Source organism: Streptomyces sp. NPDC058157, assembly GCF_042884105.1.
In the GTDB taxonomy this organism is placed as follows: domain Bacteria; phylum Actinomycetota; class Actinomycetes; order Streptomycetales; family Streptomycetaceae; genus Streptomyces.
The window spans coordinates 73,193-89,859 of record NZ_JBHVUQ010000008.1; the positions used below are offsets into that span (position 1 = coordinate 73,193).

Consider the following 16,667-nt stretch of genomic DNA (forward strand, 5'->3'; position numbering starts at 1 on the left):
TTAATTGACCCCCCCACCACCGAGATAAACACAAATATAGTCGTCGGCAGCGTCATTTGTTTAAAACACACACCCCCCCCCCCCCCCCCCGGGGCCCCCCGCCCCCCTCCCCCGCCGGCCCCCACGGCCCTTTCCCGACCAGCCCGTGAGGTTGCCATGCCCCCGTCCGACAAGCGCCGGATCCGCCGCGCGTACGCGCTGGGCGCCGTCCTGTGCACCGCGCTGGCGGCCGGTGCCTGCGGCGCCGCGCCGGCCCGCCAGGATGCCGCGCTCGCGGCCCACGCCGCCCACGCCGCCCCCGCCCCGCCCTCCGCCTCCGCCTCCGCCTCCGCGACGGTCGAGCAGCTCGCCTCCGCCCTCGGCTGCACCGCCGAACTGGGGACCCAGGCGGAGGAGTTGCGCCAGGGCTCGTGCGAGACCGGGCAGGGCGCCTACCGCATGACCACCTTCGCCGCCACGGCGGGCCTGCGCTCCTGGCTGGCCGAGGCCGAACCCTACGGCGGCGTCTATCTCGTCGGTGACCGCTGGGTGGTCACCGCCCCGTCCGAGGACGCCCTGGCGGGGCTGCGCGAGCGCTTCGGCGGAAGCGTGGAGAACGGGGCCAGGCACACCGGCCACTGAGTCCAACCCCTAAGGGACTGTGGCTCGTTGTCCGAAATCACCTCGTTCGCGAGGAGGACGGAAGCCGTCACGAGGGATGATTCGCCCCGCCGCCCGGTACTCCAAGGTGGGCAGGGACCGCCCCTCTCCGAAAGGAACGGCCTTCCGTGCCGCAGATGAAACGCTTCGCACCCCTGCTCGCCGCCGCCGGTCTCCTGGCCACCTCCCTGCCCCTCCTGACGGCCACTCAGGCAGCGGCCGACCCGGCGGCCGCCCAGGAATACGCCCCGCCCAAGCCCGCCTGGCACCGGTGCGACGCCGCGCAGCCGGCCGCGTACGAGTGCGCGACCCTCAAGGTGCCGCTCGACTACCGGCAGCCCCGGGGGCGCACCCTCGACCTCGCGATATCGCGGATGAAGGCCCCCGATCCCGCCAAGCGGCGCGGCGTGCTGCTGATGAACCCCGGCGGCCCGGGCGGGCCGGGGCTCGACCTGCCCCTGGTGGCGGACGGGGCGCTGCCCAAGGAGGTCCGCGAGAAGTACGACCTCATCGGCTTCGACCCGCGCGGGGTCGGCGCGAGCAGCCCGGTCAGCTGCGGACTGACCGACGCGGAGCAGCAGTTCCAGCGGGCCTACCGGCCCGAGACCTTCGCCGCGGACGTGGCCTGGGCGCGCACGGTCGCGGACAAGTGCCGGGAGAAGTCCGGCGGCGTGCTCCCGTACATCACCACCCGCAACACGGCCCGTGACATGGACGCGATCCGCGTGGCCCTGGGCGAGCGGAGGATCTCGTACCTGGGCTACTCGTACGGCACCTACCTCGGCGCGGTGTACACCCAGTTGTTCCCGGCCCGGACCGACCGCTTCGTCCTGGACAGCTCGATCGACCCGCAGCGGATCTGGCGCGGCATGATCCAGGTGTGGGCCACGGAGGCCGAGCCGGCGTTCGCGCGCTGGACGCGGTGGACGGCGGAACGCGACGCCGAGTACCACCTCGGGGCCACGCCGGAGGCGGTGTCGGCCACCTTCTGGGGCCTGGTGGCACGGGCGGACCGCGACCCGATCGAGCTCGACGGACAGAAGCTCACCGGGGACGACGTCCGCAGGGCCCGGCCCCTGTTCTTCTCCCCGGCCAAGGCGGCCCCGTTCGTGGCCGCCCTCAAGGCGGCGGCCGACGGCACCCCGCCGCCCGCGGGCGCGGCCCTGCCGGAGGAGCTGCGCGAGAGGCCGCGGAGCGCGCCGGCCGGGCCCGCCCCGGACAACGGCATGGCCGTGGCCTTCTCGGTGATGTGCGGGGACACCGACTCCTGGCCGCGCGACCCGGAGCAGTACCGGCGGGAGGCGGAGCGGGACAAGGCCCGCTACCCGCTGTACGGGGACATGGCCTCGAACATCAAGCCGTGCGCGTTCTGGCAGCGGCCGGCCGAGGCTGCCACCGCGATGCGGATCCCGGCGGACGTGCTGCTCGTGCAGAACGAGTGGGACTCGCAGACCCCGCTGGTCACCGGGCAGGGGATGCACGCCGCCCTGCGGGGTTCGCGGATGGTCACGGCCCTGGGCGGTGAGGGGCACACGGTGTACCTGTCCGACCCCGGCTCCTGCGTGAACGCGACGGTCGACTCCTATCTGAGCACCGGCCGGCTGCCCGCACGTGACGTGACCTGCACCACCGCCCCGGCCCCGGCCGAGCGGCGCGGGGCCGCGGCGGCCCCGAAGCCGCTGCCCTTCCCGGCCGGACCGCAGCGGTTCTGAGCCCCGCCGCCGGGGGCGCCCCTCACGCCCCCGGCGTCGGCTCCCCGGCCCGGCCGCTGCGGCGTCCGCCCGGGGTCCGCGCACGGTCGGCGGCCCCCTTCACCGCGGGCCCGCGGCGGGCGCCCCGCAGCGGGGTCGCCAGTCCCGCCGCGACGATCAGCAGGCAGAGCGCGCCGCCCGCCACACTGGCCGCCGGAACCCCGTACCGGGCGCCCAGTACGGTCAGGACGGCGGCGCCCACGGGGCCCGCGGCGTTGTGCACCGTCCAGAACGCGGAGGTGACCCGGCCGAGCAGCTCGTCCGGGGTGACCTCCTGGCGCAGGGTCATCGAGCTGATCCCGCCGAGGGTGGAGCCGAACATGAACACCGCGGCCAGCAGGGCGATCACGGGCACGCTGCGGCTGAGGCCGACGCCCGCGACCGACAGCGCGATCAGCCCGGTGGAGCCCAGCCAGCACCAGCCGAACCCGAGGACCCGCCGCAGCCGTCCGGCCGCGAGGGCGGCGCCGATGACGCCGAGCCCGCTCACGGCCATCACGTAGCCGACGGTGGCAGCGCCCCGCCCGAGCTCCTCGCCGACCCGGTAGACCAGCAGGTCGGTGGCGCCCATGGTGACGAAGGTCAGCAGGGTGAGCAGGACGGTCAGCGGGCGCAGCAGCGCGTGCCCCCACAGGAAGCGGAAGCCTGCGGTGAAGACCTCGCGCAGCCCTCCGGCCGGGGCGGCCGGTGCCGGGGCGGCGGTCTCGTCCGCGGGCGGCGCGACGCGCCCGAAGGTCACCCAGCGCAGGCTCACCGCCGAGATCAGGAAGGTGGCCCCGTCGATCCCGAGGGCCCATTCACCGCCCGGCCCGCCGGTGATCAGCCCGGCGGCGACCGGGCCGATCAGCGTGCCGAGGGCGAAGGTCCCCATCAGCCGGGAGTTGGCGGCGGTGAGCTCCCCGGTTCCCACCAGGTGCGGCACGGCGGTCACGTACGCCACGTCGAACACCGTCTTCAGGGCGGTGACCAGCACGGTCAGCACGTACAGCGGCCACATCAGCGGCCCGGCCGTCAGCCAGACCAGGGGCACGGCGCCGAGCAGCACGGCCCGCGCCAGATCGCAGGCGACCATCAGGCGGCGGCGGTCGGAGCGGTCGACCACATGGCCCGCGAACAGCCCGGTGAGGATCCCGGTCACACCGGAGACGACGGTGATCAGTCCCATCTGGACGAGTGACCCGGTGGCGTCGAGCACCAGCAGGGGCAGCGCCACCAGGGACAGCGAGCCGCCGATGACGGACAGGGCCTGGCCGAGCCAGAAGACGGTGAAGTCGCGGCCCAGCCGGAGCGATGCGGGTGCCGGCACCCCGCTCAGCCCAGCAGGGCGTACACGGTGGAGGCCGTGGCGGCCGGGTCCTGGGCGCCTTCGGGGGTCATGACGGCGTCGGCGAAGGCCATCCGCTTGCCGAGCTTGGTGACCCGGACGGTGATCAGCACGTCCGCGGCGACGACCGGCCGCTGGAAGCTGGTCGACTGCTGCACGGTGGTCATGGGCCCGTACGCCCCGCGCGCGGCGGAGACCGCGATGACGGTGGCGGTGTCGGCGGCGGCCATCAGGGCCTGCCCGGACAGGCCGCCGCCGTCACGGGCCAGGGAGTCGGACCAGGGCAGCCGCAGGACGGCGTGCCGCTCCCCGGTCTCCTCGACGGTGAGGCCGAGGGCGAGCACCCAGGGGGCGAAGTTGTCGGCGAGGATCTTGTCTGCTTCTGCGGGTGTCAGCGTCACCCGGGAGATTGTGGCGGCCCGGCCGGGCCGCCACAACTGCGTTTCCCCCGCGGGGATCAGAGGCCGGCGGCCAGCTCGGTGCCCTGGCGGATGGCCCGCTTGGCGTCGAGTTCGGCGGCCACGTCGGCGCCGCCGATCAGGTGCGCCTCGACGCCCTCGGCGCGCAGCGCCTCGTACAGGTCGCGGCGCGGCTCCTGGCCGGTGCACAGGACGACCGTGTCGGCGGGGACCAGGTGGGCTTCGCCGCCGACGGTGATGTGCAGGCCCTCGTCGTCGATCCGCTCGTAGGTGGCGCCGGCGACGGAGACGACCCCGCGGTGCTTGAGTTCGGCGCGGTGGATCCAGCCGGTGGTGGTGCCGAGGCCGGCGCCGACCTTGGTGGTCTTGCGCTGGAGCAGGGTAACCCGGCGCGGGGTGGCGGGGCGCTCGGGGGCGGTGAGGCCGCCGGGGCCGGCGTACGCCGTGTCGACGCCCCAGTGGCGGAAGTAGACGGCGGGGTCCTGGGAGGCGCCCTCGCCGCTGTCGGTGAGGAACTCGGCGACGTCGAAGCCGATGCCGCCGGCGCCGACGACGGCCACGTTCTCGCCGACGGGGGCGCCGTCGCGCAGGACGTCGAGGTAGCTGACGACGTTCTCCCGGTCCACGCCCTCGATGGCGGGGGTGCGGGGGGTGACGCCGGTGGCGACGACGACCTCGTCGTAGCCGCGCAGGGTCTCCACGTCGGCGCGGGTGTCCAGGCGCAGGTCGATGCCGAGGGCCTCGACGCGGTTGCCGAAGTAGCGGATGGTCTCCTCGAACTCCTCCTTGCCGGGGATCCGGCGGGCGATGTCGAGCTGGCCGCCGATGTGGCCGGAGGCCTCGAAGAGGGTGACGGCGTGGCCGCGTTCGGCGGCGGAGACGGCGCAGGCGAGTCCGGCGGGGCCGGCGCCGACGACGGCGACGGTCTTCTTCGTCCGGGTCGGGGAGAGGACGAGCTCGGTCTCGTGGCAGGCGCGCGGGTTGACCAGGCAGCTGGTGATCTTGCCGCTGAAGGTGTGGTCGAGGCAGGCCTGGTTGCAGCCGATGCAGGTGTTGATGGTCTCGGAGCGGCCGGCGGCGGACTTGGCGACGAACTCGGCGTCCGCGAGGAAGGGGCGGGCGAGGGAGACCAGGTCGGCGCGGCCGTCGGCGAGGATCTCCTCGGCCTTCTCGGGGGTGTTGATGCGGTTGCTGGTGACGAGGGGGACGGAGACCGCGCCCATCAGCTTGCGCGTGACCCAGGTGTAGGCGCCGCGCGGGACGGAGGTGGCGATGGTGGGGATGCGGGCCTCGTGCCAGCCGATGCCGGTGTTGATGATGGTCGCGCCCGCGGCCTCGATCTCCTTGGCGAGGTGGACGACCTCGTCGAGGGTGGAGCCGCCGGGGACCAGGTCCAGCATGGACAGGCGGTAGATCAGGATGAAGTCCTCGCCGACGGCGGCGCGGGTGCGGCGGACGATCTCCAGCGGGAAGCGCACGCGGTTCTCGTAGCTGCCGCCCCAGGCGTCGGTGCGCTTGTTGGTGGCGGCGGCGATGAACTCGTTGACCAGGTAGCCCTCGGAGCCCATGATCTCGACGCCGTCGTAGCCGGCCAGCTGGGCGAGGCGGGCGGCGCGGACGAAGTCCTCGACCGTCTGCTCGACCTCCTCGGCGGTGAGCTCGTTCGGGACGAAGGGGCTGATGGGGGCCTGGATCGCGCTGGGGGCGACGAGGTCCTTGTGGTAGGCGTAGCGGCCGAAGTGGAGGATCTGCATGGCGATCTTCCCGCCCTCGGCGTGCACCGCGTCGGTGATCACCCGGTGCTCGGCGGCCTCTTCCTCGGTGGTGAGGCGGGAACCGCCCTCGAAGGGGCGTCCGGCGTCGTTGGGGGCGATGCCGCCGGTGACGATCAGGCCGGCGCCGCCCTTGGCGCGCTCGGCGTAGAAGGCGGCGAGGCGCTCGAAGCCGCCCTGGTGCTCCTCCAGGCCGGTGTGCATCGAGCCCATGATCACGCGGTTCGGCAGGGTGGTGAAGCCGAGGTCCAGGGGGCTCAGCAGGTGCGGGTACGGGCTCATGGGTGCGTGTCTCCTCGCGCGGTGTCCTGACCCTGTTGTAAGGGAGCGGGAGACGGTTTTGCAACTAGGTGCAAAACAGCTGTGGCGACTCTCACGGCCCCGCCGCCCCTCCGGCGGGTGCCGGAGGGGCGGCGGCCCGGGCCGCGCCGCGGCGCGTCAGGCGCGGCGCAGGCGGAGGGTGACGATCTGGAACGGGCGCAGGTTCAGCGGGACCGCGCCCGACGGGGTGGGGGCGCCGGCGGCCGTGGGGGGCAGGGGGCGCTCCAGGAGGTCGGTCTCGGTGGCCCCGGCGACGGGGAAGCCGGGGGTGAGGAGGGCCCGGGCGCGGCCGCCCCGGGATTCGTAGAGCCGGACGATCACGTCGCCGCTGCGGTCCTCGGCCAGCTTGACCGCCTCCACCACCACCGCGTCCTCGTCGACGGACAGCAGCGGCGCGACCGGGCCCGCGCCCCGCAGGACCCGCTCGGGCAGGTTGAGTGCGTGGCCTTCGCGGACCGCGTCCCCGATGTCCGCCCCCGGGGCGAGGGCGAAGCGCAGGGTGTGGCGGCCCTGGTCGGTCTCGGGGTCGGGGTAGCGCGGCGCGCGCAGCAGGGAGAGCCGGACGGTGGTGGTCTGGCCGCCGTCGGGGCGGACGTCGCGGGTGACGTCGTGGCCGTAGGTGGAGTCGTTGAGCAGGGCCGTGCCCCAGCCGGGCTCCTGCGCGTGGATCCAGCGGTGGGCGCAGATCTCGAACCGGGCCGCCTCCCATGAGGTGTTGGTGTGCGTGGCGCGCTGGACGTGGCCGAACTGGGTCTCGGAGGAGGTCCGTTCGGCCTTGACGTCCAGGGGGAAGGCGGCCTTGAGGAACTTCTCCGTCTCGTGCCAGTCCACCTCGGCGGCCAGGTCCACGGTCTTGGCCCCGGCGCGCAGGGTGATCGTCTGGGTGACGGTGGAGGAGCCGAAGGAGCGGGTGGCGGTGACGGTGCAGGCGTCGGGGCCGTGCGCGGTGACCTCCAGGGCGTCGAGGCCGTCGAGGTCGGTGACCCGGTTGCGGTAGAAGGCCTCGACGTCCCAGGCGTCCCACATGTTCGGGAAGTCCGGGTGGATCTGGAGCAGGTTGGCGGCGGCGCCCGGGGCGAGGGCCTCCCGGCCGCGTTCCAGGTCGTACGCGGAGACGATCAGGCCTCGGCCGTCGACCTCCACCAGCAGCCGCCCGTTGGCCAGGACGTGTCCGCCGCCGTGCCGCTCCTCCACGGTGACGGGCTGCGCGGCGGGCTCGGGGAGGTCCGCGCCGCCGGCCGGGACGCCGCGGCGGGTGTGCGGGGCGCAGTTGAAGACGAGCTCGCGCGTCCCCTCGCCGGCCAGGGCGGTCTGCGCGGCCAGGGTGAGGGCGCCCAGCTCCCGTGCCACCCGGGCGTAGGTCTCGCGGGCCTCGCGGTGCACCCAGGCGATGGAGGAGCCGGGGAGGATGTCGTGGAACTGGTGGAGCAGGACGGTCTTCCAGAGCCGTTCCAGGTCCTCGTACGGGTAGGCGAAGCCGGGCACGCGCACGGCGGCCGTCGCCGTCCACAGCTCGGCCTCCCGCAGCAGGGACTCGGCGCGGCGGTTGCCCTGCTTGGTCCCGGCCTGGGAGGTGTAGGTGCCGCGGTGCAGTTCCAGGTACAGCTCGCCGGCCCAGACGGGGGCGTCCGCGTACTCGGCGCGGGCCTGGTCGAAGAAGGCGTCCGGGCGCTCGATCTCCACGCGCGGGGAGCCTTCGAGGTCCCTCAGGCGGCGGGCCCGGGCCAGGTGCTCGCGGGTGGGGCCGCCACCGCCGTCGCCCCAGCCGAAGGGCACCAGGGAGCGCGTACCGCGGCCCTTCTCACGGTAGTTGCGGGCGGCGTGCGCGAGCTGGGCGCCGCCGAGGTCGCTGTTGTAGGTGTCGACGGGCGGGAAGTGGGTGAAGACGCGGGAGCCGTCGATGCCCTCCCACCAGAAGGTGTGGTGCGGGAAGCGGTTGGTCTGGGACCAGCAGATCTTCTGGGTGAGGAACCACTGGTTGCCGGCCAGCCGGACGATCTGCGGGAGCGCGGCGGTGTAGCCGAAGGAGTCGGGCAGCCAGACGCCCTTGGTGTCGATGCCGAACTCCTCCAGGAAGAACTTCTTGCCGTAGAGGAACTGGCGGACCATGGCCTCGCCGCCGACCATGTTGGTGTCCGACTCCACCCACATGCCGCCGACGGGGACAAACTGCCCGTCCGCGATCTTCTTCTTGACCCGTTCGAACAGCTCGGGCCGGTGGGTCTTGATCCAGTCGAGCTGCTGGGCCTGGGACATGGCGAAGACGAACTCGGGGTGCTCGTCCATCAGGGCGACCACGTTGGAGGCGGTCCGGGACACCTTGCGGACCGTCTCGCGCAGCGGCCACAGCCAGGCCGAGTCGATGTGGGCGTGCCCGACGGCGCTGATCCGGTGGGCGGAGGCGTGGGCGGGGGCGGCGAGCACCCCGGCGAGGCGGGCGCGGGCGGCGGCGGCCGTGCCGGGGACGTCGTCGAGGTCGATCGCGTCGAGGGCGGAGGCGACGGCGCGCAGCACCGTGTGGCGGCGGGCGTCGTCCTGCGCGAGCTGGCCCATCAGCCCTTCGAGGACGTCGAGGTCCTGCACGAGTTCCCAGACCTCGGCCTCGAAGACGGCCAGGTCCATCCGGGCCAGCCGGTACAGGGGCCGGTCGCCGCTGGTCAGCCGGTCGCCCTCGGTGGTGGGGCGGTGCTCGACGAGGACGGGGTTGGCGGCGGCCTCGACGTACCACTCGACCCGCTCGCCGCCGGCCGCGCGGTCGGCGACGCGCACCCAGTCGTTGTACGGGTTGAGGCCCTTGACCTCGGAGCCGTCGGCCCGGTGGACCAGGCCCTCGCACTGGAACCCGGGCATCATCCGGTCGAAGCCGAGGTCGAGGACGGCCTCGACGGCGCGGCCCGCCCAGTCGGCGGGGACGGTGCCGGTCACCCGGAACCAGGTGGTGCCCCAGGCCGGGCCCCACGGGTCTCCGGCGGCGCAGGGCGCGTAGGGGGCGGCCAGGGCCTCGGCGACGGGGACGGGCTCCCCGGGGGCGTCCCAGCGTTCGACGGTGAGCGGGACGGAGCGGGAGCGGACGGCGGGCCTGACGCGTTCGCCCAGGACCCGGCGGAGGCGTTGCTCGGTGATGCTGCGGTCGTCGTGCATGACGGCGGCTCCAAGGGAGGGTCGGTGCGGGGGGCGACGGGGTCGGGGCGGGTCAGACCTTGACGGCTCCCTCGCCCACGCCGCGGAAGAAGAACCGCTGGAGGGCGAGGAAGATCAGCAGCATCGGCAGCAGGGCCGCCATCGCCCCGGCGGCGATCAGCCGCTGGTCGTTGACGGTGGTGGCGCCGGCCAGACTCTTCAGGCCGAGCTGGAGGGTGTAGTGGTCGCTGTCGGTCAGGACGATCAGGGGCCACAGGAAGTCGTCCCAGGCCCCCATGAAGCTGGTGATGCACACCACGGCCAGGGCACCGCGGGCCGAGGGGACGAAGACGCGGGTGAAGCGGGTCCACTCGTTCGCCCCGTCGAGCACCGCGGCCTCCTCCAGCTCCCGGGGGACGGCGAGGAACGCCGCCCGCATGATCATGATGTTGAGGACGGAGACCGCGCCGGGCAGCCACACGCCGACGAGGGTGTCGACCAGGCCCATCCCGCGGACGGTGAGGAACATCGAGATCATCACGGACTCGAAGGGGAACATCAGCGTGGCCGTCAGCACGGTGAAGACGGCCCGGCGGCCCTTCCAGCCCTCCCGGGACAGGGCGTAGCCGCCCATCGCGGCGAAGACCAGGTTGGAGGTGACGGCGAGGGCCGCGACGACGAGGGTGTTGGCCGTGTAGGGGAGCAGCGGGAAGGACTCGGCGACCCGGACGTAGTTGCCGAGGGTGGGGCGGGCCGGCAGCACCCCCTCGTAGACGTTCTCGCCGCGCCCGCGCAGGGAGGTCAGGAACTGCCAGACCAGGGGGCCGGTGGTCACCACCAGGGCGAGGCAGAGCGTCAGGTAGCGGGCCGCGAGACCGGCCCGGCGCCTGCCCGTGCCCCCGCCCGGTGCGGCGGCTCCGCGCCGTCCGCCGGCCCCGCGCGGTGCGGCGGCTCCCGGCGCGCTCACGCCTCGTCCCCCTTCGACAGCCGGCGCCCCAGCAGGCTGAAGGCCAGGGTCAGCAGGAACAGCAGCAGGGACACGGCGGAGGCGTAGCCCGTCTCGCCGGCGAAGCCGAGTCCGACCTGCCGGATCAGGAACGGCAGGGTGCGGGCGCCGCCGCCGGGCCCGCCACTCTCCCCGCCCAGGATGTAGATCTCGGTGAACACCCGCAGGGCGGAGATCGCCGACAACGTCCCGACCAGCAGCATCATCGGCTTGACGGAGGGGACGGTGATGCTCGCGAACCGGCGCAGCGCGCCCGCCCCGTCGAGCGCGGCGGCCTCGTACAGCGCTCCCGGCACGTTCCCGAGGGCGGCCAGGTAGAAGACCATGTAGTAGCCCAGGCCCTTCCAGACCGTGACGATCATCGCGGAGACGAGCAGCAGCGTGCTGTCCGTCAGGAACGGCACGGGCTCCGCGACCACCCGCAGCCGGACCAGGACCGCGTTGACCGCGCCGTCGCTGCGCAGCAGCCACTGCCAGACCAGGCCGACGACCACGGCGGAGGCGATCACCGGGGTGTAGAAGGCGGACCGAAAGAGGCCGATGCCGGGGACCTCCCGGCGGACCAGGACGGCCAGCCCCAGCGGCAGCAGCACCAGAGCGGGCACGACGACCAGCAGGTACAGCACGCTGTTGGCGGCCGCCGTCCAGAAGTCGGGGTCGGCCAGGGCACGCCGGTAGTTGGCGAGGCCGACGAACCCCCCGCCCTCCAGCACCCGGGCGTCGGTGAAGGACAGCACGACGGTGTTGACGAACGGCCAGAGGCCGAACAGCACCACGGCGGCGAGCCCGGGTGCGAGGAACAGGTACGGGCTCCACCACCTGCGGTGCGGCAGCCCTCCCCCGCCCTCCGGCGCGGTCACCTGCGGCCCGCCGCCGCCAGCAGCCGGTTGGCCTCCTCCTCGGCCTTGCGCACGGCCGTCCTGGAGTCCTCCTCCCCCTTGATGGCCTTCTGCATCTCGCGCGCCACCGCGTCACCGACCTGACTGGTCCACTGGACGGGGGTGTTGGCGTCGAGCGCGGCGGTCTTCAGCTGTTCGGCGCCGATCGCGCGGGCCAGCGTCTCGGCGTCCTTGCCGTCGCCGCGGTCGGCGAAGCGCGGGTCGGCCAGGCCCAGGGCGTTCGAGGGGTAGATGGTGGCCCGCCGGGAGAACTCGACCTGGTTGGGGCCGTTGGTCACCCACTTGGCGAACTCGGCCGCCGCGTCCGGGTGTGCGGTGTCCTTGCGGATGCCGAGGGACTGGGCGTAGATGCCGATGTGGCCGAGGGTGCCGGTGACCGCGCCCGCGACCCGGGTCTGGGCGTAGACCTGGGGGGCGTTGGCCTTGATGTCCTTGACGAACCCGGGCGAGCCGGGGCCGAAGACGAGCCGGCCGCTGCCGTAGAGCTGGTTGATGTCGTCGGCCTTCAGGAGGGACTCCTTGGGCATGGCGCCCTTGGCGTACAGGTCCTTCATCCGGTCGGCCCAGGCCACGGCCTTGTCGGTGTCGAAGGTGAAGCGGTCCCCGGCCTGGTTCAGGAGGGGTACGCCCGTCTTCTGCCAGTCGCCGGGCAGCCGGCCCTTGGGGTCGGCCATGAAGGCCGCGTACCGGCCGCCGGAGCGGGCGGCGATCTGCTCGGCGTAGTCGAAGAACTGCTCGACGGTGGTGGGCGGCTTGGCGGGGTCGAGTCCGGATCTGGTGAACAGGTCCTCGTTGTAGGTGAGGATCTCGGGGGTGACGTACCAGGGGTACGCGTACACCCCCTTGCCCTTGCCGGGGAGCTTGAACTGCTCCCAGGCGCCCGGGACGTACTCCTCGGCCACCCCGCCGTCGAGCGCGGCCACGTCGGCGAGCATGCCGCGGTCGGCGAGGAGCTGGAAGGAGTCCGTGGAGAGGTTGACCACGTCGGGGAGGGCCCCGGCCTGGGCGTCGGCGACGAGCTTCTCGTTGTAGCCGTCGCCGGGGACGTCCTCCCACTTCACCTTGGCGTCGGGGTACTTGCGCTCGAAGGAGTCGATGACGCCCTGGACGTAGGCGGTGTAGACGGGCTTCAGCTGGAGGGTCCGGAAGGTGATCTCCCCGGCCACCGTGCCGGTCTTGCGCGCCTCGCCCGCCGGGTGTCCGGCGCCGCCGAGACCGCAGGCGGAGAGGGTGAGCAACCCGGCGGCCACCGCGGTGGCGACGGCCGTGCGGGGCAGGGGTGAACGGGTCATCGTCGCCGCCTTCGTGGGAGTTCCGGCTCCGGCGCCGGAGGGCGGTGCCCCAGGCTGTACGCAAGCGCGGGGCGCGTCAATGCGGCCGGAAATCCCGATGGCCGGGGGAATGCGTGTCCGGAGGTCCCGAAAGACTCCCCGAGCAGGGGCTTCGCCGTACCACTTGACCTCGACTGATGCGCTTTAGTAGGGGCCTTTTCTCCCGCTGCGCTGCCCGGGCGCAGGAGTCCATTCCCGGGCCGTCTTTGACTCCTTATCGCCGGTGCGGCCCGGAGCCGGGACACGAATGCGCCCGGCGGTCACTAATGCGGTTTATCGCAATACGGCGCGACCCGCCCCGCTCCACGCGGCGCCGTTCTCGCACCCCGGCGCTACTTCATGCGGTAGGCGACCTTCTCGGCGAGCTTGCCGTCCTTGAAGCAGAAGCGCAGCACGTCCTCGTCGGCCTTGCCGTCGCTGGACACGTACCAGGCGCACACGCTGCCCGCGGGCTCGGCGGGGCCGCCCTCCTTGAGGGCGCCCTTGACGAAGCTCTCGCCCGAGGGCAGCTTGGCACGGACGGAGGACTCGGAGTCGCCGACGCGCACCGACTCGTAGACCTTCGGGTCGACGAGGGTGTCCTCGGCCACGTCCACCATCTTCCCGATGCCGAAGAAGAGGGCGATCAGGAGGCCGACGCCCAGGACCAGCGCCACCCCGCAGCCGATGAGACAACCCTTGCGCTGAGCCATGATCCGTTTCCTCCGTGCCCTCGTGGTTCCTGCCGGTGCCGTGGAGCCTCGCAGGGGCGGGGGCGGGGGCGCCGTCCTCGAAAGTCGCGGGCCGCCGCGACGTTCGTCGTCGCCGTCACAGGTCCCCGGGGTCGGTGTTGGCCCCGCACAGGACGACGGCGACCCGCTCGCCCAGGGGCCGCGGCGCGGTGCGCACGGCTGCCAGGGCGGCCGCAGCGCCGGTCTCGACCACGATCCGGTGCTCCTCCCAGAGGGCGCGCCGGGCGGCGGTGATGGCCTCGTCCGGGACGAGGACGGAGACGGCGTTGTCCCGCTGGACCGCGGCCAGGGCGTCGGCGGAGACCCGGGGGGCGCCGAGGGAGTCGGCGGCCACGGAGTCGACGGGGACGTCCACGGGGCGTCCCGCCTCCAGGGCGGCGTTCAGGGCCCGGCAGTTCTCGGGTTCGGCCGCGACCACGCGGATGCCGTGGGCCCGCGCGGCGGTGGCGACGCCGGCGAACAGGCCGCCCCCGCCGACCGCGACGACCACGGTGTCCACGGCGGGCAGCGCGGCCCGGATCTCGTCGACGAGGGTGCCGGCGCCGGCCGCGATCAGCGGGTGGTCGTAGGCGTGGCTGGCGAGGGCGCCGCTGTCCGCCGCGAACCGGTGGCAGGCCTCCAGGGCTTCGCCGTAGCCCTCGCCGACGAGGTGGACGTCGGCCCCGTAGCCGCGCAGCCGGTCCACCTTGACGCGGGGGGCGGTCGCGGGGAGGAAGACGGTGGCCGGGACGCCCTGGGCGCGGGCCGCCCAGGCGCAGGCCAGGCCGGCGTTGCCGCCGGAGGCGATGGTGACGCCGGCGGCGGGAAGGCTGCCGGCCTCGCGGTGGGCGGCGAGGAAGTTGTGGGCGCCGCGCGCCTTGAAGGAGCCGGTGTGCTGGAGGTACTCCAGCGCGTACCAGAGGCCTTCGGCGGCGGGTGCGACGGCGACGGGCCGGACGGCCCCGGCCGTACGGGCGGCGGCGGCGCGGACGGCGGCGTGGTCGAGCTGCTGTTCCATGGCGGGCGGCCTCTCTCGGGGGAGCGGGACGGGCGGGTCAGGCGGTGGGCCGGGCGGCGGCGATCAGCTGGCGCAGGGCGCCGTAGTAGACCTCGTGGTCGGTCAGCGCGGGCAGCAACTCGGCCGGGTCGCCGCCGAGTACGGGGAACTCGGCCGGGTCGAGCGCGGCGAGCGCGGCCCGGGAGGCGGCGGTGGCCCCGGCGGGGTCGCGGTGGTCGACGAAGGCGGCGCAGCCCAGCGTGAGCAGGTACATCCGGCGGTAGACGGTGATGGCCTCGGCGCGGGTCATCCCGGCGGCGACGCTGTCGGCGAGGGCGGGCTCCGCGAGGCGGGCCAGCAGCTGCCGGCCGAGCCAGGGGCGTCCGCCGCGCAGGACCAGCAGTCCGGGGTGGGCGGTGAGGAGCCGGTAGAGGGAGCCGAACCGCTGCTCGGCGGCCTCGGCCCAGTCGGTGCCGGCCGGGATGTCGGGGAGCCGGGCCGCGAGGTGCTCGGTGCACAGGTCCAGCAGGCCGGCCAGGTCGGTGCAGCGGCGCTGGACGGTGGCGTGGGAGACCTCCAGGCGGTCGGCGAGGGCGCGGAAGCTCAGGGCGGCCGGCCCTTCCTCGTCGAGGAGGCGCAGTGCGGCGACGGCGATGGCCCCGGGGGTCGCCCGGTCGAGGGCCGCTGATCTTCTTGGCATGAGATACACCGTATCAGCCACCGTCACATACAACGTATCCCCGGAGGGGCATCCGCCCCGGCCCGACACTGCCGTGTGACGCCGACTGCGGCCATATTGCTGGCAATCGCCCCATAACCACCGACCGGCGTTGACAGCGGGTAATCACACCGCTGCACTGGGGCACGATCCCCGTCGGTACGCACCACGCCAAGGAGACCCCGTGCCGCCTCGCCTGCGCGCCTCACTCCCCTGTCTGACCGCGGCCGCCCTGCTCGCCCTCGGCCTCTGCCCCGCCCCGGCGACGGCGGAGCCGACCGCGACCTCGGACACCCCGCTGGCCCTCACCCCGCCCATGGGCTGGAACAACTGGGCGCACTACATGTGCGACATCGACGAGGCGAAGGTGGTCGCCAACGCCGAGGCCCTCGTCTCCAGCGGCCTCGCCGCCAAGGGCTACGACACCGTCACGGTGGACGACTGCTGGATGCTGAAGGAGCGTGACGCGGCGGGCGACCTGGTCGCCGACCCGGTGAAGTTCCCGCACGGCATGGCCTGGCTGGGCGAGCACCTGCACGCCAAGGGGCTGAAGTTCGGGATCTACGAGGACGCCGGCTCCCTCACCTGCGAGCGCTACCCCGGCAGCGGCGCCCCCGAGGGCGGCGGCGCGGACCACTACGCCCGCGACGCACGGCTGTTCGCCTCGTGGGAGGTGGACTACGTGAAGATGGACGGCTGCAACCTGTGGGTGCCGCCGGGGAAGACCAAGGAGCAGGCCTACCGGGACGCGTACAACTCCGTCGCGCGGGCGCTGCGCGACAGCGGGCGGCCGATGGTGCTCTCGGCCTCCGCCCCGGCCTACTTCCAGCAGGGCGAGTGGGGCGGCGCCGACTGGCACAAGGTGCTCGACTGGGTCGGCGAGACCGGCCAGTTGTGGCGCGAGGGCAAGGACATCAAGGTCTACCGGCCCGCCGCTCCGCAGACCTCCCGCTGGAGTTCGGTCCTGGGCAACTACGGCTACAACCGCTGGCTCGGCCGGTACGCCGCCCCCGGCAACTGGAACGACCCCGACTTCCTGATCGCCGGCGCCCCCGGGCTGACCGACGCGGAGAGCCGCAGCCAGGTGGCGCTGTGGGCGATGATGGCGGCCCCGTTCATCCTGTCCTCGGACGTCTCCGCCCTCGGCCCGGGCGGCCTCGCGGCCCTGGGCAACACCCGGCTGATCGGGCTGGACCAGGATCCGCTGGGGCGGCAGGGCGCGGTCGTCTCGTCCAACCCGACCTTCGAGGTGCTGGTACGGCCACTGGCGAACGGGGACCGGGCCGTGGCCGTCCTCAACCGCTCGGGCACCGACCGGGACGTCTCCGTACCGCTGGCCGACGTCGGGCTGCCGGCCCCCTGCGCGGTGGACGCCCTGGACCTGTGGACCGGCGGGCGCGCGGCGGCGGGCGACGCGCTGACCGGGCGGGTCGCCGCGCACGACACGGCGGTGTGGCGGCTCACCCCGCGCGGCTGCGCGGCGCCCGTGCCCACCGGGCAGATCAACGGCCTCGGGGCGAAGTGCGCCGACGGGGCGAGCACCGGCGGGGTCGGCGCGGTCGTCCTGGACACCTGCACCGCCGGGGCGGACCAGCGCTGGAGCCTGGGCGGCGGCGGACGGCTGAGGCTGGCCGGGCAGTGCCTCACGGGTGGCTCGGAC

The 16,667-nt window shown here is 73.9% G+C and carries 13 protein-coding genes; 3 read left to right on the forward strand and 10 right to left on the reverse strand.

The features are described from left to right. The first annotated feature begins 156 nt into the window (after positions 1-156). Both ACFVXK_RS03940 and ACFVXK_RS03945 read left to right on the forward strand, forming a co-directional pair. Positions 157-621 carry a hypothetical protein gene (locus ACFVXK_RS03940; protein WP_389609968.1) on the forward strand — a complete coding sequence of 155 codons (465 nt, stop codon included), beginning with the start codon at positions 157-159 and terminating at the stop codon, positions 619-621. Between the two features lie 155 nt (positions 622-776). After that, positions 777-2,351, forward strand: a complete 1,575-nt coding sequence (locus tag ACFVXK_RS03945) for an alpha/beta hydrolase (protein ID WP_389609983.1) — start codon at positions 777-779, stop codon at positions 2,349-2,351. A gap of 22 nt (positions 2,352-2,373) precedes the next feature. On the opposite strand, the gene ACFVXK_RS03950 is transcribed toward ACFVXK_RS03945, so the two are convergent. The 10 genes from ACFVXK_RS03950 to ACFVXK_RS03995 all read right to left on the reverse strand — a co-directional run bounded on the left by ACFVXK_RS03950 (position 2,374) and on the right by ACFVXK_RS03995 (position 14,989). Next, positions 2,374-3,696 carry an MFS transporter gene (locus tag ACFVXK_RS03950; RefSeq protein ID WP_389609969.1) on the reverse strand — a complete coding sequence of 441 codons (1,323 nt, stop codon included), beginning with the start codon at positions 3,694-3,696 and terminating at the stop codon, positions 2,374-2,376. Positions 3,697-3,701: 5 nt separating this feature from the next. Further along, a complete protein-coding gene (locus tag ACFVXK_RS03955; RefSeq protein ID WP_389609970.1) occupies positions 3,702-4,115 on the reverse strand; it encodes a PaaI family thioesterase in 414 nt (137 codons plus the stop codon). Positions 4,116-4,171: 56 nt separating this feature from the next. Next, complete coding sequence (locus ACFVXK_RS03960; RefSeq protein WP_389609971.1) at positions 4,172-6,187, reverse strand: FAD-dependent oxidoreductase; 2,016 nt, start codon at positions 6,185-6,187, stop codon at positions 4,172-4,174. A 156-nt stretch (positions 6,188-6,343) separates the two neighbouring features. Continuing rightward, a complete protein-coding gene (locus tag ACFVXK_RS03965) occupies positions 6,344-9,367 on the reverse strand; it encodes an alpha-mannosidase (protein ID WP_389609972.1) in 3,024 nt (1,007 codons plus the stop codon). A 52-nt stretch (positions 9,368-9,419) separates the two neighbouring features. Then, on the reverse strand, positions 9,420-10,313 hold the full coding sequence (locus tag ACFVXK_RS03970; RefSeq protein ID WP_389609973.1) for a carbohydrate ABC transporter permease: 894 nt from the start codon (positions 10,311-10,313) through the stop codon (positions 9,420-9,422). Continuing rightward, positions 10,310-11,212, reverse strand: a complete 903-nt coding sequence (locus ACFVXK_RS03975; RefSeq protein WP_389609974.1) for a carbohydrate ABC transporter permease — start codon at positions 11,210-11,212, stop codon at positions 10,310-10,312. Before ACFVXK_RS03975 ends, ACFVXK_RS03970 begins: the two co-directional genes overlap by 4 nt. Beyond that, positions 11,209-12,543, reverse strand: coding sequence for an ABC transporter substrate-binding protein (locus tag ACFVXK_RS03980; RefSeq protein ID WP_389609975.1), 1,335 nt, complete (start codon positions 12,541-12,543; stop codon positions 11,209-11,211). The genes ACFVXK_RS03975 and ACFVXK_RS03980 overlap by 4 nt, the downstream gene beginning before the upstream one ends. 371 nt (positions 12,544-12,914) lie before the next feature. Beyond that, positions 12,915-13,274, reverse strand: a complete 360-nt coding sequence (locus ACFVXK_RS03985) for a hypothetical protein (RefSeq protein WP_389609976.1) — start codon at positions 13,272-13,274, stop codon at positions 12,915-12,917. 115 nt (positions 13,275-13,389) lie between these two features. After that, a complete protein-coding gene (locus ACFVXK_RS03990) occupies positions 13,390-14,310 on the reverse strand; it encodes a serine/threonine dehydratase (RefSeq protein ID WP_389609977.1) in 921 nt (306 codons plus the stop codon). Positions 14,311-14,347: 37 nt separating this feature from the next. Then, positions 14,348-14,989 (reverse strand): TetR/AcrR family transcriptional regulator, encoded by a 642-nt coding sequence (locus ACFVXK_RS03995; RefSeq protein WP_389609978.1) that lies wholly within the window; start codon positions 14,987-14,989, stop codon positions 14,348-14,350. 202 nt (positions 14,990-15,191) lie between these two features. On the opposite strand from ACFVXK_RS03995, the gene ACFVXK_RS04000 reads away from it, so the two are divergent. Next, positions 15,192-16,667 (forward strand): glycoside hydrolase family 27 protein (locus tag ACFVXK_RS04000; RefSeq protein ID WP_389609979.1); only part of this gene is annotated, 1,476 nt, incomplete at its 3' end.